Source organism: Kitasatospora sp. NPDC058184, from assembly GCF_042883725.1.
In the GTDB taxonomy this organism is placed as follows: Bacteria; Actinomycetota; Actinomycetes; order Streptomycetales; family Streptomycetaceae; genus Kitasatospora.
Map to the genome: position 1 here is coordinate 1 of NZ_JBHVVE010000015.1, position 24,394 is coordinate 24,394.

24 protein-coding genes and 1 pseudogene are annotated in these 24,394 nt (G+C 73.3%); 14 read left to right on the forward strand and 11 right to left on the reverse strand.

The window, feature by feature from the left end; genetic code table 11:
* Positions 1–74 precede the first annotated feature (74 nt).
* The 4 genes from ACFVXH_RS26140 to ACFVXH_RS26155 all read right to left on the reverse strand — a co-directional run bounded on the left by ACFVXH_RS26140 (position 75) and on the right by ACFVXH_RS26155 (position 4,467).
* Positions 75–1,604, reverse strand: coding sequence for an FG-GAP-like repeat-containing protein (locus ACFVXH_RS26140; RefSeq protein ID WP_387827614.1), 1,530 nt, complete (start codon positions 1,602–1,604; stop codon positions 75–77).
* A 29-nt stretch (positions 1,605–1,633) separates the two neighbouring features.
* Positions 1,634–2,650 carry an FG-GAP-like repeat-containing protein gene (locus ACFVXH_RS26145; protein ID WP_387827617.1) on the reverse strand — a complete coding sequence of 339 codons (1,017 nt, stop codon included), beginning with the start codon at positions 2,648–2,650 and terminating at the stop codon, positions 1,634–1,636.
* Positions 2,651–2,838: 188 nt separating this feature from the next.
* Entirely contained in the window at positions 2,839–2,997 is a 159-nt protein-coding gene (locus tag ACFVXH_RS26150) for a hypothetical protein (RefSeq protein WP_387827619.1), read from the reverse strand.
* Positions 2,998–3,231: 234 nt separating this feature from the next.
* The gene (locus ACFVXH_RS26155) at positions 3,232–4,467 is read right to left on the reverse strand and encodes an RNA-guided endonuclease InsQ/TnpB family protein (RefSeq protein ID WP_387828010.1); all 1,236 of its coding nucleotides are present in this window, start codon (positions 4,465–4,467) and stop codon (positions 3,232–3,234) included.
* Between the two features lie 25 nt (positions 4,468–4,492).
* Here ACFVXH_RS26155 and tnpA point away from each other — a divergent pair.
* Both tnpA and ACFVXH_RS26165 read left to right on the forward strand, forming a co-directional pair.
* Positions 4,493–4,783, forward strand: a pseudogene (tnpA, locus tag ACFVXH_RS26160) (IS200/IS605 family transposase); the annotation flags it as partial.
* Between the two features lie 21 nt (positions 4,784–4,804).
* Complete coding sequence (locus tag ACFVXH_RS26165; protein WP_387828013.1) at positions 4,805–5,176, forward strand: LuxR C-terminal-related transcriptional regulator; 372 nt, start codon at positions 4,805–4,807, stop codon at positions 5,174–5,176.
* Between the two features lie 54 nt (positions 5,177–5,230).
* Here ACFVXH_RS26165 and ACFVXH_RS26170 read toward each other — a convergent pair whose 3' ends face one another.
* Complete coding sequence (locus ACFVXH_RS26170; RefSeq protein WP_387828016.1) at positions 5,231–6,295, reverse strand: polyprenyl synthetase family protein; 1,065 nt, start codon at positions 6,293–6,295, stop codon at positions 5,231–5,233.
* Positions 6,296–6,647: 352 nt separating this feature from the next.
* Between ACFVXH_RS26170 and ACFVXH_RS26175 the strand changes: the two genes are divergently transcribed.
* From ACFVXH_RS26175 to ACFVXH_RS26220, 10 genes are all read left to right on the forward strand, one after another.
* Complete coding sequence (locus ACFVXH_RS26175) at positions 6,648–8,564, forward strand: alpha/beta hydrolase family protein (RefSeq protein WP_387827622.1); 1,917 nt, start codon at positions 6,648–6,650, stop codon at positions 8,562–8,564.
* Positions 8,561–8,719 (forward strand): hypothetical protein, encoded by a 159-nt coding sequence (locus ACFVXH_RS26180; RefSeq protein ID WP_181970410.1) that lies wholly within the window; start codon positions 8,561–8,563, stop codon positions 8,717–8,719. The genes ACFVXH_RS26175 and ACFVXH_RS26180 overlap by 4 nt, the downstream gene beginning before the upstream one ends.
* Before the next feature lie 92 nt (positions 8,720–8,811).
* Positions 8,812–10,737: a RiPP maturation radical SAM C-methyltransferase gene (locus ACFVXH_RS26185; protein WP_387827625.1), complete on the forward strand. Its 1,926-nt coding sequence runs from the start codon at positions 8,812–8,814 to the stop codon at positions 10,735–10,737.
* Entirely contained in the window at positions 10,718–11,434 is a 717-nt protein-coding gene (locus ACFVXH_RS26190; protein WP_387827628.1) for a DUF5825 family protein, read from the forward strand. The genes ACFVXH_RS26185 and ACFVXH_RS26190 overlap by 20 nt, the downstream gene beginning before the upstream one ends.
* Positions 11,435–11,481: 47 nt before the next feature.
* A complete protein-coding gene (locus ACFVXH_RS26195) occupies positions 11,482–12,681 on the forward strand; it encodes a cytochrome P450 (RefSeq protein ID WP_387827631.1) in 1,200 nt (399 codons plus the stop codon).
* The gene (locus ACFVXH_RS26200) at positions 12,674–13,945 is read left to right on the forward strand and encodes an MFS transporter (protein ID WP_375873009.1); all 1,272 of its coding nucleotides are present in this window, start codon (positions 12,674–12,676) and stop codon (positions 13,943–13,945) included. Before ACFVXH_RS26195 ends, ACFVXH_RS26200 begins: the two co-directional genes overlap by 8 nt.
* Positions 13,946–14,227: 282 nt before the next feature.
* A complete protein-coding gene (locus tag ACFVXH_RS26205; protein ID WP_387827634.1) occupies positions 14,228–15,064 on the forward strand; it encodes an alpha/beta fold hydrolase in 837 nt (278 codons plus the stop codon).
* Between the two features lie 144 nt (positions 15,065–15,208).
* On the forward strand, positions 15,209–16,819 hold the full coding sequence (gene mdlC, locus ACFVXH_RS26210; RefSeq protein ID WP_387827637.1) for a benzoylformate decarboxylase: 1,611 nt from the start codon (positions 15,209–15,211) through the stop codon (positions 16,817–16,819).
* 79 nt (positions 16,820–16,898) lie between these two features.
* Positions 16,899–17,534: a TetR/AcrR family transcriptional regulator gene (locus ACFVXH_RS26215; protein WP_387827640.1), complete on the forward strand. Its 636-nt coding sequence runs from the start codon at positions 16,899–16,901 to the stop codon at positions 17,532–17,534.
* Between the two features lie 114 nt (positions 17,535–17,648).
* Complete coding sequence (locus tag ACFVXH_RS26220) at positions 17,649–18,116, forward strand: nuclear transport factor 2 family protein (protein WP_387827643.1); 468 nt, start codon at positions 17,649–17,651, stop codon at positions 18,114–18,116.
* A 39-nt stretch (positions 18,117–18,155) separates the two neighbouring features.
* On the opposite strand, the gene ACFVXH_RS26225 is transcribed toward ACFVXH_RS26220, so the two are convergent.
* From ACFVXH_RS26225 to ACFVXH_RS26235, 3 genes are read right to left on the reverse strand one after another with little or no spacing between them, the layout of a single operon-like run.
* On the reverse strand, positions 18,156–18,470 hold the full coding sequence (locus ACFVXH_RS26225; protein WP_387827646.1) for a DUF6968 family protein: 315 nt from the start codon (positions 18,468–18,470) through the stop codon (positions 18,156–18,158).
* Positions 18,460–18,963, reverse strand: a complete 504-nt coding sequence (locus ACFVXH_RS26230) for a hypothetical protein (RefSeq protein WP_387827648.1) — start codon at positions 18,961–18,963, stop codon at positions 18,460–18,462. The genes ACFVXH_RS26225 and ACFVXH_RS26230 overlap by 11 nt, the downstream gene beginning before the upstream one ends.
* The gene (locus tag ACFVXH_RS26235) at positions 18,960–19,535 is read right to left on the reverse strand and encodes a hypothetical protein (protein ID WP_387827651.1); all 576 of its coding nucleotides are present in this window, start codon (positions 19,533–19,535) and stop codon (positions 18,960–18,962) included. The genes ACFVXH_RS26230 and ACFVXH_RS26235 overlap by 4 nt, the downstream gene beginning before the upstream one ends.
* Before the next feature lie 188 nt (positions 19,536–19,723).
* Between ACFVXH_RS26235 and ACFVXH_RS26240 the strand changes: the two genes are divergently transcribed.
* Positions 19,724–20,095: a hypothetical protein gene (locus ACFVXH_RS26240; RefSeq protein WP_375873002.1), complete on the forward strand. Its 372-nt coding sequence runs from the start codon at positions 19,724–19,726 to the stop codon at positions 20,093–20,095.
* Positions 20,096–20,106: 11 nt separating this feature from the next.
* Positions 20,107–21,471: an ammonium transporter gene (locus ACFVXH_RS26245; protein ID WP_387827655.1), complete on the forward strand. Its 1,365-nt coding sequence runs from the start codon at positions 20,107–20,109 to the stop codon at positions 21,469–21,471.
* A gap of 45 nt (positions 21,472–21,516) precedes the next feature.
* Here ACFVXH_RS26245 and ACFVXH_RS26250 read toward each other — a convergent pair whose 3' ends face one another.
* The 3 genes from ACFVXH_RS26250 to ACFVXH_RS26260 all read right to left on the reverse strand — a co-directional run bounded on the left by ACFVXH_RS26250 (position 21,517) and on the right by ACFVXH_RS26260 (position 24,386).
* On the reverse strand, positions 21,517–22,701 hold the full coding sequence (locus tag ACFVXH_RS26250) for a cytochrome P450 (protein WP_079272181.1): 1,185 nt from the start codon (positions 22,699–22,701) through the stop codon (positions 21,517–21,519).
* 160 nt (positions 22,702–22,861) lie between these two features.
* On the reverse strand, positions 22,862–23,893 hold the full coding sequence (locus tag ACFVXH_RS26255; RefSeq protein WP_387827658.1) for an NAD-dependent epimerase/dehydratase family protein: 1,032 nt from the start codon (positions 23,891–23,893) through the stop codon (positions 22,862–22,864).
* Positions 23,894–23,909: 16 nt separating this feature from the next.
* Positions 23,910–24,386 carry a flavin reductase family protein gene (locus ACFVXH_RS26260; protein ID WP_387828018.1) on the reverse strand — a complete coding sequence of 159 codons (477 nt, stop codon included), beginning with the start codon at positions 24,384–24,386 and terminating at the stop codon, positions 23,910–23,912.
* Between the last annotated feature and the right edge of the window lie 8 nt (positions 24,387–24,394).

Sequence of the window (24,394 nt, forward strand, 5' to 3'; positions counted from 1 at the left end):
TCGCGGAGTTCCCCACCGCGAAGACCACCGCCCCGCGCGTTCGCGCCACGCGGGTCGATCAACGACCCGCCGGCTCAGACGCCCGCCGCGATCCGGCCGTAGTCGGTCCAACCGCCGTGGCCGTCACCGCCGTTGTTGAGGAAGGCTGTGGTGGGGCCGGTGGTGACGAGGTAGTCGGCATGGGCGTCACCATTGATGTCGGCCAGCGCCACCGTGGCCTGGTCGGTGGTGAGCCCGGTCGCCGTCCGGCCGTAGTCGGTCCAGCCGCCGTGGCCGTCGCCGCCCTTGTTCAGGAAGGTGGTGATGGAGCCGTCCTGGTTGATGACGTTGTAGTCGGCACGCCCGTCACCGTCGAGATCGGCGAAGCGGACCCGGCCGCGGTCGGTGGTGAGACCGCCGGCGACCTTGCCGTCGTCGATCCAGCCGCCGTGGCCGTCGCCGCCCCGGTTGAGGAAGGCGCCCACGGCGCCGTCCGGCTGGGTGATGAGGTAGTCGGCGCGGCCGTCGCCGTCGAAGTCGGCGAAGGTGACCTGGGAGGGGTCGGCGGTGAGCCCGCTCGCGACCTGGCCGAGGTCGTTCCAGCCGCCGTGGCCGTCACCGCCCTTGTTCAGGAAGACCCGGACGGACCCGTCACCGTTGATCAGGATGTAGTCCGCGCGGCCGTCACCGTCGAAGTCGGCGAAGCGGACCCGGCTGCGGTCGCTGGTCATCCCGGTCGTGACCTGCCCCAGGTCGCTCCAGCCGCCGTGGCCGTCACCGCCCTTGTTGAGGAGGACCCGGGCCGAGCCGTCGTCGTTGAGGACGATGTAGTCGGCGCGGCCGTCGCCGTCGAAGTCGGCCCAGCGCACCCGGCCCGCCCCGCCCGACTCCGTACCGGCGTGGTGCACCGGGGCCGGGGCGGCCAGGCCGTCCGTGAAGGCGCGGTCCAGGGCCTGGTCGAAGGTCTGCGCCAGCCGCTGGTAGCCCAGGTCGTCGGGGTGCAGGCCGTCGGCCATCTCGGCCGGGGTCAGCGCGGGCGCGGCGGTGTAGCGGACCTTGCGGCCCTGGGCCTGCTTCGCGAGGACGGCCTGGCTCAGGGCGCTGTTGTAGTCGGCCACCTGGGCGGTCAGGTTCGGCGTGGTCGGGATCAGGCCCATCACGAGGACGGTCACCCCCGGCCGGTCGGCCAGGATCCGGTCGATCAGCGCCGACGTCCGGTCCGCGGCGTGCGCCTTGTCGGTGCCCCGGTCCAGGTCGTTGATGCCGATGTGGAGCAGGACGACGTCCGGCTGGGCGGCGGCCAGCCATCCGTCGACTCCGGCGAGGAGGTCGTTGACCATGGACCCGCTGTGGCCCTCGTTGTCCGGGTCGAGCACCGCGCCGTTGCCGCGCGAGCCCACCAGGTCGACGGTGTAGCGGTTCTGCTCGGCCACCAGGTCGGCGAGCGGTCCGCGGTACCCGGCGTCGGTGGTGCTCCGATACCCGGCGGTGATCGAGTCGCCGAGCGGCATCACCCGCAGGACCGGGGCGGGCGTCGGTGCGGCGGCGGACGCCGTGGGGGCCACGGCGGCGAGTGCGGCCACTGCGGTCACCGCGGCCATGGCGAGTGTGGTGGTGCGCTTCACGGGGTTCCTTCCCTGTTTCCGGTCGCGGTTCAGGCGCCGGCGGCGATCTGGCCGTAGTCGATCCAGCCGGGGTTGTTCCGGTCGTCTCCGCCGTTGTTCAGGAAGGCGGTGGTCGGACCGGTGGTCACGAGGTAGTCGGCACGGCCGTCGCCGTTGATGTCGGCGAGGTCGACGGTGTTCTGGTTGCTGGTCAGACCGGTGGTGATCTTGGGACGCAGGGTCCAGCCGCCACCGGTGTCACCACCGTGGTTGACGTAGCTGGTGATGCTGCCGTCCGGGTTCACGATGTTGTAGTCCGCGCGCCCGTCACCATCGATGTCCGCCCACTTGATCCGCGAGGTGTCGGCCGTGACACCGCCGGCCACCTTGCCCAGGTCGCTCCAGCTGCCGATCCCGGTGTTGCGGAAGACACCCACCGCACCGTCCGGCTGGGTGATGACGTAGTCCGTACGACCGTCACCGTCGAAGTCCGCCCACCGCACCCGACCCGCCCCACCCGACTCCGTACCGGCCGAGGACCCCCGGCCGCCGATCGGCGACACGTAGCCGCTGACATGCTTCGACCCGTGCATCCCGCCGGCGGTGATGGTGCCGCGGGTGACCTGGCTGTTGCCCTGGTTGCCGCCGATGGTGCCGACGGACCCGTCGGAGTTGACCGAGACGACCAGCGAGACGTGCTCCGCGCAGCCGGAGCTGTAGTTGAGGACGGCGGCGTCACCGACGCGGGGAGTCGAGTGCAGACCGGAGCCGTACTGTCCGAAGCGGCCGGCCCCGGAGGTCAGCCCCGAGACGTTGACGCCGTTCTGCGCCCAGACCCAGCGGGCGAAGTCGGCGCACCAGGACTCGCCGCAGCTGGTGTAGTAGCCGCTGCCGCCGGCGCTGTTGGTGTCGCAGGCGCCGTGGCCGAGGTTGGCCTCGGCGGTGCCGACGATGTTCGACCCGACGCCGGCGACGGCGATCTGGGCTCCCGCCAGCATGAGGACGGGTGTGACCGCGGCGGTGGCGAACGCGGCGGTGACCAGCGTGCGGGCGGAACGCTTGCGCATGGTGGGTTCTCCTGTTTCGGGCATGGCTGGGACAGGCGTGGTACGGCAGTGGAGGAACGGTCCGCGGGTCGGGCGGTGGCGACGGGCACGGAGACCGGGACCGGTGTTCAGTAGGCGCGGGGCGGGACGGCTGCCCTGCAGGAGCAGCGGTCGTGGGCGCCCGCGGCGGTGCCGGTTAGCGGTGCCGTTTACTGCCAGATCATGTTGTCGTCGTGCACGTCGGCGGCCTCAACGCGGGGGACTGAGGCGGTGGCGTGCCCGGCGACGGACAGGGCGACAACGGGCAGGGCGGCGGCGACGGCAAGGGTGACGACCGCGGCGGCCCTGGCGAGACGGATGCGCAGCATGGTGGGGCCCTTCAACGGGGGCGGGGCCGGGTGGGTGGAGCGGCCGGACCGTGCGTCCCGCGGTGCCGCTTCGTCCTGGTGGCCTCGCCGGCCGGTGCTCCCGGCCGGCGACCTCTACCTTCGTCGTGGCCCGAGGCGGACGGAAGGGCTGTCAGGTGGACGGAAACGTCCCCTGCCGGTTTCGTCCAGCGGGGCCGGATCGGGACAGTTCCAGTTCTTGACATCCTCACCCGCCTAAAGGCGAGTGATTCCCGCCTGTCGCACCGTTGCCCGGTGCGGCTTCGGGTGGGTTCCTGCTTCACCGCGCTGTGCCGGAACGCGTTCCGGTCTCACCTGCGCTCCACAGGCTGATACCGCCAGTCCGGCGGCCTTGGCGACGTTGACCGCCGCGTTGACGTCCCGGTCCAGGACAGCCCCGCACGCCCCGCACGTCCACTCCCGGACACTGAGGGGTTTGGGCCCGTCCTTGACGCCGCAGTCCGAGCACACCTGTGAGGTCGGCTCGAAGCGGCCTGTCCGGTGGAAGGCACGCCCGTACCGCACGGCCTTGTACTCCAACATGGTCACGAACGCCGACCACCCGGCGTCGTGCACGGACTTGGCCAGGCGCGTGCGGGCGAGTCCCTTCACCGCCAGGTCCTCCACGGCGACCGCTTGGTTCTCGCGGATCAACCTGGTGGAGAGCCGGTGGTGGAACTCGCGCCGCGCATCGGCCACCCGCGCGTGCGCACGGGCGACCCTGACCCGGGCCTTGTCCCGGTTCTTCGACCCCTTCACCTTGCGACTGAGCACCCGCTGCGCCTTCTTGAGCTTCTTCTCGGCGCGGCGCAGGAACTTCGGGCTGTCGATCTTCGTGCCGTCCGAGAGCACGGCGAAGTGGGCCAGTCCGAGGTCGATGCCGACCGTGGCGTCGGCCGCGGGCATCCGCTCACGGTCGGCGGCCGGGTCGGTCTCGACCACGAAGGAGGCGAAGTACCGCCCGGCGGCATCCTGGATCACGGTCACCGTGGACGGCACCGACGGCAGCGCCCGCGACCACTTCACCCGCACGTCACCGATCTTCGGCAGGCGCAGTTTCCCGCCGTCGGTGATCCTCCATCCGGCGTTGGCGGTGAAGCGGATCGCCTGCCGGTTGTCCCTACGGGACTTGAAGCGGGGCGGTCCGGCCTTCGGCCGCTTGCCCCTGATGCCGTCGAAGAAGTTCCGGTACGCGGTGTCCAGGTCCCGCAAGGACTGCTGCAGGATCACCGAGGACACCTCGCCGAGCCAGGCACGCCCGGGGGTCTTCTTCGAGGCCGTCAGCCGCTTGGACAGCTCGGCCGACGTGACGAACGGCAACCCGGCCGCGCGGGCGTCCTCACGGACGCAGAGCGCGTCATTGAAGACCACCCGTGCACACCCGAACGACCTTGCCAACAAAGCACGCTGACCAGCGCTCGGGTACACGCGGAAGGCATACCGAAGCTGCACGATGCCCACCGTAGCAGTTTGGTTCATGGCACCGCGATGGAATCCGAATCCCGATATGCGCACCGGCCGCCATGTCGTCCACAACCTGCACGTCCACTTGGTTTTCGCCACGAAGTACCGGCGCAGGGCCTTCACGGACGCCATGCTGACCCGCTGCGAAGAGATCACGCGGGACGTATGCGCAGACTTCGAGGCCGAGTTGAAGCAGTCCAACGGCGAACAGGACCACGTCCATCTGCTGGTGCACTACCCGCCCGAGATCCAGCTCTCCAAGCTGGTCAACAGCCTCAAGGGCGTCAGTTCCCGAAGGCTCCGACAGCCGTCGCTGCCGACGCGGATGATCGTGGTCGACCGCGCCACCGCCGTCATCCCGGTGAACAGCGAGGACACGGCGGCGGCGGCCGTGGTGCTGACCGGGCACGGCACGCTGACGGCCCTCTGCGCGCTGTTCGAGAACGTCTGGGACGCCGCGCGGCCCCTGGTGGGCCCCGCCGTCCGCGACTCCCGGGGCCTCAGCGGCCAGGAGTCGGCCGCCCTGCGGCTGCTCTCCGAGGGGCACACCGACGAGGCGATCGCCAAGCGGCTGGGCGTCTCGCCGCGCACGGCGCGGCGGATCGCCACCGAGCTGATGGAGCGGCTCGGCGCCCGCAGCCGGTTCGAGGCCGGTGTGCGCGCCGTCCAGCACGGCTGGCTCCCGGCCCGCGTCTGAGCGGCGCTCCCTCGGACGCGGGCCCGCACCGCCCGGTCAGTCCGGTCAGTCCGGTCAGTCCGGCACCACGTTCGACAGCGGCAGGCCCGCGAAGAAGGCCACCGCCTCCTCCCGCCAGTGCGGGCGCCAGCCCTCGGCCTCGGCGCGGGCCGCCTCGGCGCAGCGGCGCATGTCCGAGCGGAGCCTGCCGTCCACGCCCAGCCGCCGGGCCAGCTCGCGGACGTTCTCGACCGTGTCGTCCGGGCAGTGCGGGTCGCCGAGCGCGGACTCCACCACGGCCCGCTGGGCCTCGTCCGCGGCGGCGAGCAGGGCGCTCACGGCGTAGCTGCGGCGTCCCGCGCGGAGGTCGGCGCCGGTGGACTTGCCGGTGGCGTCCTCGTCGCCGAACAGGTCGAGGTAGTCGTCGCGCAGCTGGCCGCCGATGCCGACCAGGGTCGCGTAGCGGCGCAGCCGTGCGTCGTGGGCGGCCACGTCCTCGCCTGCGGCCAGCAGCCCCAGCCGCAGCGGGGCGAGCACCGAGTACCGGGTGGACTTGTACTCGCAGACGGTGTGCAGGAACTCCTCGTCCGGGAGCGACCGGAAATCGCGTTCGAGGTCGACGATCTGGCCGGTGACGGTCTCGGCGCCCGCGTTCAGCTGCACCTCCAGCATCGCCTGGCGCAGCTCAGCGGGGACGTCCGCCTCCAGCAGGACCCGCATCGACAGGAAGGCCGCGAGGTCACCGGCCAGGACGGCCAGGCCGAGGGCGGTGCGGTCCGCCTCCGGGAACTCCCGGCGGTAGGCGTAGTAGGTGGAGGGGCCGCCGCGGCGTACGGGCGCGTCGTCGATGATGTCATCGTGGACGAGCCCGTGCGTCTGGAGCAGTTCGATGCTCAGCGCGGCCTCCGCCAGGCCGGGCACCGGGTCGGTGGTCACCAAGCGGGCGGCCTCGTACAGCAGGGCGACCCGCAGGCGCTTGCCGCCGCGCAGTGAGAGGTCCCGCAGCAGTTCCAGGCAGCGCGGGGTGAAGCGGCTGAGCGGCGGCGTGTCGAGGCGCTCCGGCAGGGCGGCGAAGTAGGCCTCGAAGCGGAGGTCGAACCGGCGCCGGTGTCCGGCGGCTCGTTCGCGGGCGGCTGCCATGATCGTCTCGTTCACGGGGCCTACCCTCGCATCCGTACGGGCGCGGCCGCGCGGCCGGGGTCGGAGTCGGGGTCGGGGCGGGCCCGTGGGCGGACACCCGTTGCCGGTGGCCTCCGCGCCTTGCCGGCGCATCCGCATCACCGCCTACCGGCGGTCACTTCAGCCGTCTTTCGGCCAACTGTGCGAAAGGTCTGGTCGCCGCCACGGCGTCTCCCTAGAGTGGCCGCAATCTTCCGCAAGTGACCCTTTCTTCACGCTGGTTCACCGGACCTTCACACCGGCGCACCGGCCCCGGGACGTTCAGCGCAGCCTGTTCCCACCATCGAGCCGTCGAGCCGGAAGGGCCGGGTCCATGACGCAGGCGTTCCAGTCCCCCGGCTTCGCCGCGCTCGCGGCCGACCGCGCGGTCGAGACCCGGCTCGTCGAGGAGCGCTGGCAGGCGGTCGCCTGGGACCTGGGGACGGGTCGGCGCCGGGTGGTCACCGACCGACCGGAAGGCGTCCACCTCAGCGAGATCGAACCGGACGGCGAGGCAATCTGGTGGTTCGACGCCGACAGCACCGGGGAGGGGCGGTGGTGGCGCGAGCCGTTCGCGGGCGGAACAGGCGGAGCGGGTGGAACGGACGGAACGGGCGGCGCGGCGCTGCAGGGCGTGCCGCCCGGGCGGGCCTACGGCGTCGCCTTCGACCGGACGGGCGCGCTCGCGGCGGTGGCCGTCGGCGTCGACGGCGCCTCGCACTGCTACGTCGGACCGCCCGCGGGCGAGGCCCGGCTGGTCGGTTCGGCGCCGGGCTACCTGAGCCTGGCCGACCTGTCGCCGGACGGCCGGCTGCTCGCCCTCGGCGGGCGCCCCGACGGGGACGACTCGGTGGTCCTCTGGCCGACGGACACCCGGCCGGACGCCCAGCACGACACCCCGGTGGACGGTCCGCTGCGGCTCGCCGGGAACCGCCGACTGCGGCTCTGGCCGATCGAGTTCAACCCGCTCGCGGTGCACGAACCGGAGCTGCTCCTGGTGGCCGAGGAGGACGAGCGGTACACCGTCGCGACCTGGCGGGCGAGCACGGGCCTGCGAAGACACCCGGGGCTCTCCTTCGACTCGCAGATCTCGGCCGGCTGGTACCAGGGGCCGCGCGGGGTGCTGATCCAGCACGAGCGGGCCGGGCGGAGCCGGCTCCTCCTCGCCGACCTCGACCCGCCGCCGGGACAGGAGGCGACGCACGTACAGGCACACGCACAGTCGCGCGTACAGTCGCACGCACAGCCGCGCGTACAGGAGATCAGCACCCCCGGCGGCACCATCCACGACCTGTCCTGTGCCCCGGACGGCACCCTGCACTGCGTCTGGAGCCGGGAGTCGACCCCGCCCCGCCCGCTGGTCCTGCGCCCCGGCACGGCGACGGCCGACCACCCCGATCCGGACGGCGGCGACACCTCCCGCACCCGGCGCTGGACGCCCCGGCCGTACGGGCGGATCCACAGCTTCGTCAGCACCCCGGTCGGCCCCGGCCCGTGGCCGACCCTCTTCCTGGTCCACGGCGGCCCCGCCACCCACGACCGGGACTCCTACGACCCGCGGGTGAACGCCCTGGTCGACCGCGGCTACGCGGTGGTGCGCACCAACTACCGCGGCTCCACCGGCTACGGCGCCCGCTGGCAGCACGAGTACGGCCACCGGGTCGGGCTGGCGCAGATCGAGGACCTGGCCGCCGTCCGCGCCGAGCTGGTCGCCGACGGTACGGCGCTCGCGGAGCGTACCGGCCTGTGCGGCTTCTCCTGGGGCGGCTACCTGGCCCTGCTGGCGATGGGCGCGCAGCCGGAGCTGTGGTCGCTCGGCATGGCCGCGCAGCCGATCGCGGACTACCCCGCCACGTACCGCACCACCACCCCCGCACTGCGCGAGCTCGACCGGCAGCTCTTCGGCGGCACCCCGGACGAGGTGCCCGAACGCTACCGAGCCGCCGACCCGCGGACGTACGTGCACCAGGTCCGCTCGCCCGTCCTGCTGGTCGCCTCGCGGACCGACGAGCGGTGCCCGCCCGACCAGGTCGCCCGGTACGCCGCGGACCTGCGGCGGCTGGCGGTGCCGCACGAGCTGCTCTGGGTGGACGGCGGCCACTACAGCCGCCGGACCGCCGACCACCGATCGGTGCTGGCCGCGATGGTCCGGTTCGCCGAACACGCCTGGCCGCCACCGCTCCCCCGGCCACCCCGGGGCGACCGCCCCGGGGTTCCCGCCGAGTCGATGGAAGGAGGTGAACAGCCATGAAGCGACGCAGCATCCAGAACGACCCGATCAGCACCCCGGAGCGTGACCGGGGCGCCGTGGTGGTCCAGAACTTCGCGCTCGACATCACCAAGGCCGCGCCGGTCGCGCCTGCCCTGAAGGGGCAGCCGAAGCCGAAGCCGGAAGCGAAGAAGTGACCCCCCGTCGCTCCGGGGCGCCCGCGGTGCCCCGGAGCGACACCCCGCCGACACCCCTGACCGACCGCCTGCGACCGACGGAACTGGCCACCATGCGTATCGTTCTTCTGCACATGCCCTGGGGCGCGATCGACGTGCCGTCGCTGGCGCTCGGGATCCTGCACACCACCGCCGCGCGCGCCGGCCACCAGGTCGACGTCCGGTACGCCAACCTGGACTTCGTGGACTGGGCCGCCGAGACCGCGGGTTTCGGCGCGGACGACTACCAGTACTTCTCCGAGAAGTCCTACTTCCAGGGCGCGGGCGACTGGGCGTTCGCCGGCGCGCTGTACGGCGACGACGGCGGCGACGGCGAGGCCGACGACAACAGCACCGACAGCACCGGCTACTTCGAGTACCTGGCCGCCAACGGCGCGAGCGAGCAGGAGATCGCCCTGACCCGGGCCACCCGCGCGATCGCCCCCGCGTTCATCGCCCGCCTGGTCGAGGAACTCGCCGCCGACCCACCGGACCTGGTCGGCTTCACCACCACCTTCCAGCAGAACACCGCGAGCCTCGCCGCCGCGAGGCTGCTCAAGCAGCGCTGCCCGCAGGTGCGCACGGTGTTCGGCGGCGCGAACTGCGACGGTCCGCAGGGCGCCGCGCTGCACCGCAACTTCCCGTTCCTGGACTACGTGGTGCGCGGCGAGGGCGAGGCCGCCTTCCCGGCGCTCCTGGCGGGCCTCCCGGCGGGCGGCGACCTCTCCGCCGTCCCCGGACTGTGCTGGCGCGACGGCTCCGGGATGTCGACGGCCAACACGATGACGAGGCGTCCGCTGCCGCCCTCCGCGATCCTGGCGCCCCGCTACGACGGCTTCTTCGAGCGGCTCGACGCCTCCGTCGCGGCCGGCTGGGTCGATCCCAAGCTGGTCGTCGAGGGCTCCCGGGGCTGTTGGTGGGGCGAGAAGCACCACTGCACCTTCTGCGGGCTCAACGGCTCCTCGATGGAGTTCCGCTCCAAGCCGCCGGCGGACTTCCTCGCCGAGGTGCTCGCGCTCGCCGAACGCCACCAGCTGCTGGACGTCTACGTGGTCGACAACATCCTGGACATGGGCTACTTCGACACCGTCCTGAAGTCGCTGGCCGAACTCCCGGTCGACCTGCGGCTGCACTTCGAGATCAAGGCCAACCTGCGCCGCCACCAGTTCCAGCTGCTCGGCGACTCGGGCGCGGCCCAGGTGCAGCCCGGCATCGAGAACCTGAGCACCCGGGTCCTGCGGATCATGGACAAGGGGGTGACGGGCTGCCAGAACGTCCGCGCGCTGCGGGACGCGCAGAGCGCCGGGGTCTCGGTGACCTGGAACTACCTCTACGGCTTCCCCGGCGAACAGCCGGAGGACTACGAGTCGGTGATCAGCCAACTGCCCGTCCTGCACCACCTGGACCCGCCGACCGGGGCGGGGCGGATCGCGATCGAGCGGTTCAGCCCGTACTTCGACCGCCCCGAGCTGGGCTTCGCGATCACCCGGCCGGCCTTCCAGTACCGCGCGACGTACCGCCTGCCGGAGAGCGAACTCAACGAACTGGCCTACGTGTTCACCGCGCCGCCGCGCGGGATCGGCGGCGGGCTCGCGGAGCGGCTGGGCGCGGCGGTGGACACCTGGCTCGCGCGGTTCCCCGACAGCCGGCTCAGCTACCGGGACGCGGGCGGACGGGTCGTGCTCGTCAACACCCGTCCCGGGTACGACTGGCGGGTGGTCGAGCTGACCGATCCGGTGGAGCTCGCCGTCTTCCGGCTGCTGGTCCAGCCCCGCTCGGCCGCCGCGCTGGCCGCCAAGGTCCCCGGCGGGGCGGCGGCGGTCGAACCGGTGCTGGAGCGTTTCACCGCGCTGGGCCTGCTGTTCCACGACGGGGCCGGCTACCTCCAGGTCGCCGTCGAGTCCGACAACCAGGTGCTGATGCGGATGCGGCACCGGCACGGCCCCGCCGCCGCCCTCCCCCGCACCGAGGAGGTGCCCGATGCCGTCGCGATCGGCTGAACGGAACGATGCCGGAAGGACGGACGCCGCAAGGACCGGTGCTGGAACAACCGACGCCGCCTGGCGCGCGGCCGGCCCGGAGGTCGAGCTCTGGCTCGACTACGACCCCGCCGCCCGGGAGCTGCCGGGCTTCGCGCTCGGCCGCCGCACCCTGCCCGGCCCGGCGCAGGAGGAGGTCACCGGGCTGCACCGCACCGGGGTCCGCTGCCTGCGGCTGACCGAGCCGGTGCGGCTCTGCGCGGACGCGCCCGCGGCCTCCGCACGGGCGCTGATGCTGCTGCGCGAGGCGACCGGACAGGGGCTGGCCGTGCTCTGGCAGGCGGTCTGCACGGACGGCTGCGCCGCGCGGCGCCGGTTCCACCACCTGTACCCGCCGGAGCGGTTGACCGGCGGGCCGGAGGACGTCGTCGCCGACTGGCGCGCCACGTACTACCCGAGCAAGTGCGTCTTCCGGCGCGGCCCCGGCTTCGTCGAGGTGCGCGACCGCCGGTTCGGGACGCTGGAGCTGTTCACCATCGACGAACCGGGCCACCTGGCGCAGGTGGACGCGCTGGCCGAGGGTGTCGAGGTCGGCCGGCTGCCGGAGGCCGTCCACCGGGACTTCGCCGAGGCCGGTCTGATCGCCGAACAGGCCGGCCGCGCCTGGTTCCTGCCGATGCGGGTGCGCCGCTGGCCCTTCCCGTCGCTGACGGTGTAGCCGCGTGACCGCGTAACCGCGAGAGTTCCGAGCCCGAGGAGAGATCCATGACCACCGCGGTCGACGACGCCGCCGGACGGATGTCCGCCTTCATCCGCGACCCCTACCCCACCCTCGCCCGGATCCGCGAGGCCGGCGCGGTCTCCGTCGTGGAGTTCGGCGAGGGCCTGCCGGTCTACCTGGTGACGCGCTACCAGGACGTCCGGGCGGCGCTGATGGACCCGCGCTTCGGGCAGGACGTCCGCCGCAGCCAGGCCATCGCGAGCGGGCGGGGCTCCGGCCTGACGCTCGGCTCCGAGGTCGTCCACATGCTCAACAGCGACCCGCCGGACCACACCCGGCTGCGCCGCCTGATCCAGGGCGTCTTCACCCGCCGACGGGTCGACCTGATGCGGCCGATGGTCGAGCGCATCGCCGGCGGCCTGCTGGACGGGCTGCGCGGACGGGAGACCGCCGACCTGGTGGCGGACTTCGCCTTCCCGCTGCCGATCATGGTCATCTGCGAGCTGCTGGGCTTCCCCCCGGAGGACATGCACGCCTTCCGCACCTGGTCGACGGCGATCCTCACCCAGGGCGGCGAGATGACCTTCGACCAGGCCACCGCCGAGATGAACGACTACCTCCGGGAGTTGATGACGGCCCGACGGGCCGCCCCGGGCGAGGACGTCCTGACCGACCTGGTGCGGGCCCGCGACGCCGGCGAACTCACCGAGCAGGAGGTGTTCTCGATGGTCTTCCTGCTGCTGATCGGCGGTCACGAGACCACCGTCAACCTGCTCGGCACCGCCACCCTGGCCCTGCTCCACCACCCCGACCAGCTCGCCCGGCTGCGCGCCGACCCGGCGGCGATGCCCGTCGCGATCGACGAGTTCCTGCGCTACGAGTCCCCGGTGAGCATGGCCACCCTGCGGTTCACCAACGCCGACGTGATGGTCGACGACGTGGAGATCCCGGCGGACGAGCTGGTGCTGCTCTCACTCGGCGCGGCCAACCGGGACCCGGCCCGCTTCACCGATCCCGACCGGCTGATCCTGGACCGGGGCGATCCGGGCCACCTGGCCTTCGGACAGGGCCTGCACCGATGCCTCGGCTCCTTCCTCGGCAGGCTGGAGAGCGAGGTCGCGCTGACCGGCCTGCTGGAGCGCTTCGCGCGGATCGAGCTGGCCGCCGCCGAGGAGACCCTGCCCTGGCGCAACACGATCATGCTGCGCGGCCTGGAGTCGCTGCCGGTCTCCCTCGATGGCTAGCGGCGCGAAGGCGGACGGCGCGAAGACAGCGGGCGCTTCGGGCCTGCTGCGGTTCCGCCCCCGGTTCGGCGTCGCCCCGCTGCGCTCCCGCGGCTTCCGGCTGCTGGTGATCGGCCAGGCCACCTCGGAGTTCGGCAACGCGTTCCAGGTGGTCGCCCTGCCGCTGCTGGTCTACTCCCTCGGCGGCGGCGCCCGCCAGTTGAGCCTGGTGGTCGCCGCCTACGGCGCGGGACGGCTGGCCGCCACCCCGCTCGGCGGGATCCTCGCCGACCGGTTCGGCGCCCGGCGGGTGATGCTGACCGCCGACCTCGGCCGGCTGCTCGCCACCGCCGGGCTCTGCGCGGTCGCCGCAGGAGGGGCGGCCGCGTTCTGGCTGATCGGCGGACTCGCCCTGCTGGTCGGCCTCGGGGCGGGGGTCTTCCTGCCGGCCGCCTGGGCGATCACCCCGGCCCTGCTGCCCGCCGAGGACCTGCACGCGGGCAACGCCCTGAACAGCACGGTCACCTTCGGCGCCGGCCTGCTCGGCCCGGCGGTGGCCGGCCCGCTGGTCGCCTGGCTGAACCCGGCCACCGCCCTGGGCGTGGACGCGGCGACCTTCGCCGTGTCCACGGCGACGCTGCTGCTGATCGGTCGCGGCGGCCTCGTCGCACCGGCCCGCCCGATCTCCGAACGCGCCTCCGTACCACGGAACTTCCGTACCCTGCTGCGGGAATCGCCGCTGCTGCGGGCGGTGCTGACGGTGACGGCGATCGCGAACCTGACGGTGGGCGGCGCCACCCGGGTCGCCCTGCCGGCCCTGGCCACCCACGGCTTCTCCGCCGGCGCCGCCGGGCTGGGCCTGCTGCTCGCCGCGTTCACCGGCGGCGCGCTGGTCGGCGGCCTGTTCGCGGCCGGCCTCACCGAGGTGCGCTCCCGGGGCCGCACGGCGATGCTCTCCGGCCTGGTGATGGGCGCGGCGATCGGCCTGGTGCCCTTCACCGGCCTCGTCGGCGCCGTCCTGCTGCTCTGCGTGGCGGGCGGCGCCAGCACGGTGACCAACGTCCTGGTCGTCACCGGCGTGCAGAAGAGCACCCCGCCCGCGCTGCTGGCCCGGGTCATGGCGGCCGTCACCTTCTGCGCGCTGGGCGTCTTCCCGGTCTCGGTGATCGCGGCCGGCGCGGCGGTGGACGCCTTCGGCAGCCGGTGGGTGTTCGCGACGACCGGGCTGTGCCTGATCGGCGCCTTCGGATACGCGCTGACCAGGCGCGAGATGCGCGAGCTGTAGGGCTCCCGACGCCGCTCCCGGACGACACGCGGTGCCCGCAGCGGCAACCATTCGTACCCGGCCGGTCCGGGGGCGTGTCTGACAATTCCCGCCGGGCGCGCGACGCCGGTGCACGCACCTCGCCGCGTTGTCGTCGGTCGCCAATGCTCCGCAGTGGCTCCCTCCTCCGCCTTGCGATGCACGCACCCCAACGCCGCGCGCTGATCCGACGCCAATTGTCAGACACGCCCTAGCGTGTGACCCACCGCAGCCCTGACGCTGCCCGAGAGAAAGGAAGCGCCCATGCCTTTCGTCACCGTCGGCCAGGAGAACTCCGCCCCCGTCGAGCTCTCCTACGAGGACCACGGCTCCGGGCAGCCGGTCGTCCTCATCCACGGGTTCCCGCTGGACGGGCACTCCTGGGAACGGCAGAGCGCCGCACTGCTGGACGCCGGCCACCGGGTCGTCACCTACGACCGCCGCGGCTTCGGCCGCTCCTCCCAGCCCACCACCGGCTACGACTACGACACCTTCGCCGCCGACCTGCACACCCTGCTGGAGACCCTCGACCTGCGGGACGCCGTCCTGGTCGGCTTCTCGATGGGCACCGGGGAGGTCGCCCGCTACGTGTCCGCGTACGGCTCCGGCCGCGTCGCCAAGGTGGCCTTCCTCGGCTCGCTGGAGCCCTACCTCCTCAAGACCGACGACAACCCGGACGGCGCGGCCCCGAAGGACTTCTTCGACGGCATCGTGGCTGCTGTGAAGGCCGACCGGTACGCCTACTACACCGCCTTCTACCAGGACTTCTACAACCTCGACGAGAACCTCGGCACCCGGATCAGCGAGGAGGCCGTCCGCAACAGCTGGAACGTCGCGGCGGCCGGCGGCTGGTACGCCGCCGCCGCGGCACCCTCCACCTGGTACACCGACTTCCGCGCCGACATCCCCCGCATCGACGTGCCGGCCCTGATCCTGCACGGCACCGGCGACCGCATCCTGCCCATCGACAGCACCGCCCGCCCGTTCCACCGGGCCCTGCCCTCCGCCGAGTACGTGGAGATCGAGGGCGCACCGCACGGCCTGCTGTGGACCCACGCCGAAGAGGTCAACACCGCCCTCCTGACCTTCCTCGCGAAGTAGCCGGATCCGTCCGGCCCCGAGGGCCCCGCACCCGCCCGTCCGGTTGCGGGGCCCTCGGGGCCGGTGCTCTCCTGCTGGTGTCGGGCCGTGCGACGGCCGGAGCCGAATCGCCCCGACGTCCCCGAGGGAAAGCCGGTGGCCCCCATGGCCGAGCGATCCACCGTCCGCACCGTGACGTACGACCTGCTGCGCACGCTCGGACTCACCACGGTCTTCGGCAATCCGGGCTCCACCGAGGAGCCCTTCCTCCAGGACTTCCCCGCGGACTTCCGCTACGTCCTGGCGCTCCAGGAGGCCTCCGCGATCACCATGGCCGACGCCTTCGCCCAGGTCACCGGCCGCCCCGCACTGGTCAACCTGCACTCCTCGGCCGGCACCGGCAACGCCATGGGCAACCTGGTGTCGGCCTCCCACGCGCACACGCCCCTGATCGTCACCTCCGGCCAGCAGCACCGGGACCTGCTGATCGGCGAGCCGTACCTCGCCAACCGCGAGGCGACCCTGCTGCCGCTGCCCTCGGTGAAGTGGTCCTACGAACCGGCCCGCGCCGAGGACGTCCCCGAGGCCGTCATGCGCGCCTACGCGCACGCGCTCCAGCCGCCCGCCGGGCCGGTCTACCTGTCGATCCCGCTGGACGACTGGAAGCAGCCGCTGTCCGCCTTCACCCGGGTGCGGACGGTCAGCCACCGGGTGGCCCCCGACCCGGCACGGCTGCGGGCCTTCGCCGAGCGCCTCTCCGCCGCCCGTCGGCCCGCGCTCGTCTTCGGACCCGAGGTCGACCGCGGCGGCGGCTGGGACGCGGCCGTCGCCCTCTCCGAGAAGCTGCGCGCCACCGTCTACGGCCCCCCGCTCGCGGAGCGCACCTCCTTCCCGGAGGACCACCCGCTCTACGCCGGCCCGCTGGGCCTGTCGGTCAAGGCCGTCGGCGAACGCCTGACCGGACACGACCTGGTCGCCGTGATCGGCGCGGAGGTCTTCCGCTACTACCCGTACGTACCGGGCGACTACCTCCCCGCGGGCACCGCCCTGCTCCAGCTCACCGGCGACCCGCACGCCGCCGCCACCGCCCGGGCCGGCGACAGCCTGCTCGGCGACCCCCGGCTGGCCCTCGAAGGGCTGCTGGACCTGGTCCAGGAGGGCACGGCCCGCACCGCCCCCGACCCGATGCCCCGGCCCCGGGTCCTGCCGGCCTCCCCGACTCTCCCGCTCCCCCCGCCCGCCGTCTACGCCGCCCTGAGCCGGGTCCGCCCACCGGACGCCGTCATCGTCAACGAGTCGACGTCGACCATGGCCGAGCAGCTCGAATGGCTGCCCACCTCCCGCCCCGGATCCTTCTTCTCCACGGCCAGCGGCGGCATCGGCTGGGCCGTCCCCGCCGCCGTGGGCATCGCGCTCGCCGACCGGGAGCGCGGAGTACGCCGCCCGGTGGTCGGCCTGATCGGCGACGGCTCCTTCCAGTACTGCGTCCAGGCCCTCTACACCGCGGCCCGGCACCGCCTCCCGATCGTCTACGTGGTCATGCGCAACCACGAGTACGCGATCCTCAAGTCCTTCGCCCGACTGGAGGACACTCCCGGCGTGCCCGCACTCGACCTCCCCGGCCTCGACATCGCCTCACTCGCCCGCGGCTTCGGCTGCCACGCCGTCGACGTAGAGACGACCGAGGACCTGGAACGGGAGTTCACCACGGCCCTGACCGCCGACACCACCACCGTCATCGTCGTCCCCACCCAACCCCAACCCGCCACGCTGTAGGGGGTACGGCCGGGCCCGGGCGGCAGGAACTCAATCAGTCGCTTGACAATCATCGCGAGCCCCTGCTTGAGTCCGGACCATGGCACGGGCAGAGAAGACGGACCAGCGCCGGGAGACCGGCCGGCGCACCCGGGACGGCCTGCTGGCCGCCGCCCTGGACCTCCTGGCGGAACGCGGCCAGGACGGCGTGAAGCTCCGCGACGTCACCGACCGCGCCGGGGCCAACGTCGCCGCGGTCAGCTACCACTTCGGTTCGCTGAGGGCGCTCTGCGACGCCGCGATCGAGCAGGCGCTGGAGCGGTACCTGGACGCCCAGATCCAGGCGCTCGACCCGCTCGGCCCCGACGCGACCCTCCAGGAGCTCGCGGCGGCGTTCGCCCGGCCGATGATCAGGGCACTGGCCGCCGGCGGACCGGAACTGGCCGTGATGCGCACCGTCGCCCGGGTCGGCATCGACCCGCCCCAGGGCTGGGACCGCCTGAGCGGCAAGTTCGAACGGGCTCGTCAGGACGCGGTCCGCGTACTGACGGCCAACCTGCCCGGAACCGACGAGCGGGAACTCGTCTTCCGCACCCGCTGCGCCGCCGGCCTGCTGAACTGGCTCGCCCTGGCCCCCATCGGCGCCGAGCTGGCCAGCGAGCCCGCCGAACGGATCGAGCGGCAGCTGCTGCCCGTCCTGACCGGCGCGTTCCACGGCCAGCCGTACCCGGGCTGACCTGCACGGACCCCCGTCCGACCAGAACCATTCAAGCAAATGCTTGACCACTCGCCATGACGCTCCCATAATTTCAAGCAAGCATTTGATTGCTTTCATGGAAGGGGACGTGCGATGACCACCGACGCGGAAGCCGTGGTGCGGGCCGCCTACCACGCGGCCGAGGGCCACGTCCTCGACGTACCGGGCTTCATCGACGAGTTCGCCGAGGACGGGGTGTTCAACAACGTCGTCGCGGGCGAGAGCTACCGCGGCGAACACCTCGGCGACCAGGTCGTCTTCATGGCAGCCCTGGCACCCGACATCCACCGCGAACTCCACCGGGTCCACGTCATCGGCGACGTGGTCGCCGTCGAGCTGACGATCGAGGGCACCGTCACCGGCCCCTTCGAGACGCCCGCCGGCACCGTCCGGACGACCGGCGCCCGACTCAGCATCCCCACCGCCGACTTCTGGTACGTCGAGAACGGGAAGGTCAAGGAGTTCAACTGCTACGTCGGGCTCAGCGTCATGCTCGCCCAGCTCGGCGTGCACCCCGACTTCGCCGCCGCCGTCGCCTCCTCGGCGGCCGCACCGTCCTGACCGCCCGGGCCCGGCCCCCGATCCGTCAGGCTTCCGCCCTCACGAACCCCCGCTCCCCAACATCAGGTCCGTCCCGCCCAGGAAGGTCAGCCCGGCCGCGTCGCTCAACTCGTCGGGGAGGCAGGTGAGGGCGAGCTGCAACGCCTGCAGCGAGTCGACGCCGAAGATCGCCGTCACGCGGTCGGCGACGCCGGGGTGCCCCGTGATCCGGTACGGGCAGTACCAGTCCGGCCCCTCCGGGTCGCGGGACGGCACCCCGACTTCCACCAGCACCGGCACCCGCGTGCCGTCCGCAGCGGTGAAGACCAGCTCACGGCTGGCTACGGCCCGACCAAGTTCGTACTCAGTGCTCACCGCCGCAGTACACCACACGACGTACCACCGGGTGATCGACGGCAGGTCCCCCGCGCGGCCGGGCGCCGGTCCTCGTCCCGATGATCCTCGGGTCCGCTCCGGGCGGCGGAGGAGCGGAAGGGCGCCGCTCGGCGCGGACTCCCGCCGGGTGGTGCCGGAGCGCGGTCTCGCCGGCTCCGGGGTGGGCGGTGGCGGCCTGCTGCTGGTAGACGGCCATGTGGGCCGAGAGCCCCGTCGCGCGGGCGCTGCCGACGGTCTCGCGCAGCAGGACCAAGCGGCGCGGTCCGGGCGGCACCCGGGCTGCGGCCAGCGCGGACAGGGCGGTGCGGACGGCCTCCCGGAGGGTAGCCCAGGCCGCGTCCTGCTGCTGCGGCCAGGCCGTGTCGGGCACCTGGAGCATTCGCGCCGCGCACCCGAGGTGGCACTGCGCGTCCCACTCCGCCACCTCCCGGGGGTGGCCACCGGACGCGGGGCGGGAGGCGAGGGAGATCATGCCGACCGTCCCCTTCGGCGGGCGGCGACCAGGAACGAGTGCAGTGGCCCGGCCAGGTCCCCGGCGCGGGTGAAGGAGTAGTAGCGGGCGTCCACCAGCGGGGCCAGGTCCTGCAGGAGGGTCGTCCTGATCGGGCAGGAGGCGTGGACGGCGAAGAAGACGGGCAGCCGGGGCCCGGCGTGGACGTTGTAGGCCACCTCGTAGGCGCCGGACTCGCTCAGCTCGGTGCGCACCACCAGCATCGCGTGGGCGCTGTCGAGCAGGCCCAGCCGCCAGGCGCGGAACGCCGCGGGCGTGAACAGCAGGCCGGTCTCCTCGGTGAAGGCCTCCTTGAACGTCCCCGCGTGCTGGGCGGCGGGGTAGGGCAGCAGGGTCACCGGGCCGCTCGCCACCCCTGGGTCGGCGGCCAGGTCGACCACGCTCTGCACCACGTCCCGGTCGCCCGGGCCGGAACGGGTCAACGGCTGGCGGACGAACAGGCGCAGCGGCCCCGCTCGGGGCGTGGTCGTCGGCGTCGCGATCAGGGAGGAGGAAGCGGTCAGGGAAGGGGAGGAGGTTGGGAGGGGAGGCATCACGATCACCCCATAGTGGTTTACCTTTCCGAAATCTCTCCGTAATCTCAAGGTTACCCAATGAGGTGTCCGGCCGGTGCTCCGCACGCCTCCGCCCCGGCCTCCCCCGGCAGGCGCCGATCGAGGAGCCGCCTTAGCATTCCGGTGGAGCAGGGGGCCGTCCCCAGGAGATCCCGAGGAGCTTCGCGATGAGTACGCACCTTGACCCTGCTCATGACCGCCATTCCCGGCCGCTCCGGGTGCGCTGCCATCTGTGGCCGCACGGGCAGGCCGCCCGGCGGCATCCGCACCCGCCGACGGTCCACGGCGTGGCCGCCCACCTGGCGGAGGCGGCGGCGGCGCTGCACAGCCTCGGCGAGGACGACGACCAGGAGCGCACCGCGATCCTGCGGACCGCGCGCCAGGCGACCGACACCGCGCTCGGCGTGCTCACCGCCCTGGGCGCCGCCCCCGGCCCCCACCGACTGGAGCTGCTGCGCGACTCGGTCCGCGCCGCGCACGGCACGGTGGAGTCCGGGAAGACGGCGATCCACCGGAGCACCGGCACCCGGCTCGGCTGAGTCCGCCACCGATGCCGGCCGGTTTCAGTGCGGGCGACACCGCCTTCGTGCTCATCAGTGCGGCCCTGGTCATGTTGATGACCCCCGGGCTGGCCTTCTTCTACGGGGGCATGGTCAGGGCCAAGAGCACGCTGAACATGCTGTCGATGTGCTTCGTCGTGCTGGCGATCGTCAGCGTGCTGTGGGTGCTCTACGGCTACTCGCTCAGCTTCGGCTCCGACGCCTTCCACGGCCTGATCGGCAACCTCGACCACCTGGGGATGCGCGGCATCGGGCGGGACGAGCTGCACGGCTCGATCCCGGTCACCGTGTTCGCCGTGTTCCAGCTGATGTTCGCGGTGATCACCCCGGCGCTGGTCAGCGGCGCGATCGCGGACCGCGCCAGGTTCACCGCCTGGACGCTGTTCGTCACGGTCTGGGCCACGGTGGTGTACTTCCCGGTCGCGCACTGGGTGTTCAGCACCGACAACGGGCACGGCGGCTGGCTGGTCGACCGGGTGGGCGTGATCGACTTCGCCGGCGGCACCGCGGTGCACGTCAACGCCGGGGTCGCGGGCCTGGCGCTCTGCCTGGTACTGGACAAGCGGGTCGGTTTCCGGAAGCACCCGATGCGCCCGCACAGCCTGCCGCTGGTGATGCTCGGCTCCGGGCTGCTCTGGTTCGGCTGGTTCGGCTTCAACGCGGGCTCGGCGCTGGCCGCCGACGGCGTCGCCGGCGCGGCGTTCCTGAACACCCAGATCGCCACCGCCGCCGCGATGCTCGGCTGGCTGGCCTACGTACGGGCGAGGAACGGCGCCTTCACCTCGCTGGGCGCGGCCTCCGGCGCGGTGGCCGGACTGGTCGCCATCACCCCGGCCTGCGGGTCGGTCTCGGTGCTCGGTTCCATCGTGATCGGGCTGGTCGCGGGCGCGGTCTGCGCGGCGGCGGTCAGCCTCAAGTACCGGCTGGGCTTCGACGACTCGCTCGACGTGGTCGGCGTGCACGCGGTCGGCGGGGCGATCGGCTCGCTGCTGATCGGCCTGCTCGCCACCGGGCACGTCGGCGAGAGCGCCAGGGGCCTGTTCTACGGCGGCGGCTTCGGGCAGCTCGGCAGGCAGGCGGTCGGAGTCGTGGTGGTCGCCTGCTACTCCTTCGTGCTCTCCTGGCTGCTCGGCCGGGCGATCCAGGGGACCATCGGCTTCCGGGTCGCCGAGGAGGTCGAGGTGGTCGGCATCGACCAGACCGAGCACGCCGAGACCGCCTACGACTTCACGGCGTCGGGGGCTCCCTGGCCCGAGCCCCCGGCGTCCCGGCCCCGGCCCCGGTCCCGGTCCCGGGGAGTGGCGGACGGCCTGGCCACGGCCGTGCGGAAGGCGTTGCGGAGGAGGGCCCCGTAGCCGGCGGGACGTGCCGGGGCCCCCGTCACCGGCCGAGGGCCGCCGTCACCAGGTGACGGGCAGTGCGTGCAGCCCGTAGACCTCGTTGTTGACCCGGTAGGGCACCTCTTCGGCGGGGCACGCGAGCGCGAGGCCGGGCAGCCGCCGCAGCAGCGCGGGCAGCGCGATCCGCAGTTCGGCGCGGGCCAGCGGTGCGCCGAGGCAGTGGTGCGGGCCGTGCCCGAAGGTCAGGTGCGACACGGGTTCGCGTCCGATGTCGAGGCGGTCCATCCCGGCGCCGAGCGCCGGGTCGCGGTTGGCCACCGGCAGCTGGCAGACGACCTGCTCGCCGGCCTTGACGGGCACGCCGCCGATCTCGGTGTCGCACCGTGCCGTCCGGGCCAGCGCGGTGCTGGACACGGACAGGTACCGCAGCAGTTCCTCGACGGCGGCGTCGACCACCGGATCGCCCTCGGGCGCGTCGCGCAGCCGGTCGGCCTGCTCCGGGTGCGACAGCAGGGCGAGCACGCCCAGGCCGATCGTGTTGGACACCGTGACGTGGCCGGCGAGCAGCAGCAGCTCGCAGACCCCGACCAGTTCGGAGTCCGACACCGCGCCGCCGTGCTCCCGGACGAGCATGCCGATCATCCCGTCGTCCGGGCTGCGCCGCTTCTCCGCCACCAGGGAGGCCACGTACGCGTGCGACTCCCGGCCGGCCGCGAGCCGTTCCTCCATGGGGAGCCCGAGGTCCAGCGTGGTCCGGGACCAGCGGTGGAAGTCCCCCTGGTCCGGGTCGGGGACGCCGAGCATCGCGCAGATCACCCCGAGCGGCAGCGGCAGGGCGAAGGCGTCCATCAGGTCCGCCGCGGGCCCCCGCGCCTCCATGGCGTCGAGCAGTTCGCCGACCAGGGCGCGGATCATCGGCTCCAGGGAGCGGATCCGTTTCCCGGTGAACTCCGGCGTCAGCACGTGGCGCAGCCGGGTGTGCTCCGGCGGGTCCATGTTGAGGAGTTCGTTCGGCAGGACCGGGGCGCGTTCCGGGTCGTACATCGCGAAGGTCTCCTGGTCGGCCAGGACGCGCCGCACGTCGGCGTGCCGGGTGACGAGCCGGTACTCGCCGACCCGGTGCAGCCAGAAGTCCCGGACCCGCCGGGCCGGGTCCCCGCGCTGGGCCTCGCCCAGGGCCGGGCCCGGGTCGAACCCGTCGCGACGGTAGAAGATCGAGATCGGCGGCACGTCCTGCTCGCTCATGGAACCTCCCGTGATCATCCGGTATCCCCTTCCCGATACCCCCGGCCCCGGGCCACCGCGCACGCCGGCGGCTATCCCGTACGGCGCGCGGGGGCGCGGCGGCCTCGCACGCGCCCCCTCCCCCGAGCCGGAGCCGCCCCCGGCGCGCCTCACCCCAGGCTCACCTGCCCTTCCCGTCCGCCAGGAGGCCCGCCTGCCGGTCCGTCAGGAGCCCCTCGGTACGGAGCCAGCGCACCGTGTCGGCCATGGTCTCCGCGATCGGCCTCGGCAGCAGTCCGCAGGTGCTCGCGGCCGGGTGGACGGGAGCCGCGCAGGCGCAGGTGTAGACGGCGCCGTACTCAGCGGGGATGTGCCAGGGCCAGCCGCGCTGCACCAGGGTGGCCAGGGCGCCGACCGGCAGCATGGCGCGGGCGGGCAGGAAGACCGCGGGCAGCCGCCGCCCGGTGACCTCCCGCAGGGTCCGCACGTACTCCCGGGTAGCCAGTTGGCGGCCCGGGGCGAAGTGGCGGTCGAGGCCCGTCCTCGGTGCGGTCAGCAGTCGGGCGTGCAGCCGCGCGGTGTCGCGGACGTCGCCGACCGGGAAGCCGCCGAGCGGCCAGACCGGCATCAGCCCGCGCAGGGTGTTGCGCAGCCGGGTGTTCTGGTCGCCCGGCCCCGGGTCCAGCGGGCCGAGCAGCGCGGGCGGGTAGCTGATCACCACCGGTGCGCCGTCCCGCTGGTGGCGGCGGGCGACGCGCTCGGCGGCGGCCTTGGTGGCCATGTACGTCTCCCGGGGGCGGCCGACCGGGGAGTCCTCCCGGAGCGGCCGCCGGCGGGTCGGCAGCAGCGCGACGATGCTCGACACGTGGATGACCGGATCGGCGCCCGACCGGCGGGCCGCGGCCAGCACCAGGTCGGTCCCCCGCTCGTTGGTCCGGCGCATGGCCGCGTACCGCCGGCTGTCGAAGGAGTACACCGAGGCCGCGTGCAGGACGGCGTCGGCGCCGCGCACCGCGCGGGCCGCGCCGCCCTCGTCCGTCACGTCCCCGACGACCAGGTCGACGGCGCCCGGGGCCACCTCCAGCAGGGCGAGGGCCCGTTCCGCGCGGGCCGGGTCGCGCACCAGCATCCGCACCCGGTGCCCGCCCCGGACCATCGCCGCGACCGAGTGGATGCCGACGAACCCGGTGCCGCCGGTCACGCTCACCAACATCGGACCACCCCTCCGCTCAGCCGGTCCCGTCGCCGGCACCGCCGACGCCCCGGTGGAATCCTCCGCCGTAGAACAGCAGCGCCTGCCGGCCCTCCGTCCAGCCCGACCCGAGCACGCTGCCGAGGAAGACCGAGTGGTCGCCGCCGTCGTACTGCCCGGCCAGCTTGCACTCCAGCCAGGCGAGCGAGCCCGACAGCAGCGGGGCGCCGGTGAACGGGCCGGGCCGCCAGTCGACGCCGTGGAACTGGGCGGCGCCGCGCGGCCGGCCGCGGCCCGCGAAGTACCGTGCCAGCGGCTCCTGTTCGGCCCCCAGGACGGAGACCGCGAAGGACCCGGTCGCCGTGATCGCCCGGTGCATCGTCGCGGTGCGGGCGACGCAGCACAGCACCAGCGGCGGCTCCAGCGACACCGAGCTGAACGCGTTGGCGGTCATCCCGTGGACGTGCTCGCCACCGGTGGTCAGCACCGTGATCCCGGTGGCGAACCGGGCCATCGTCTCGC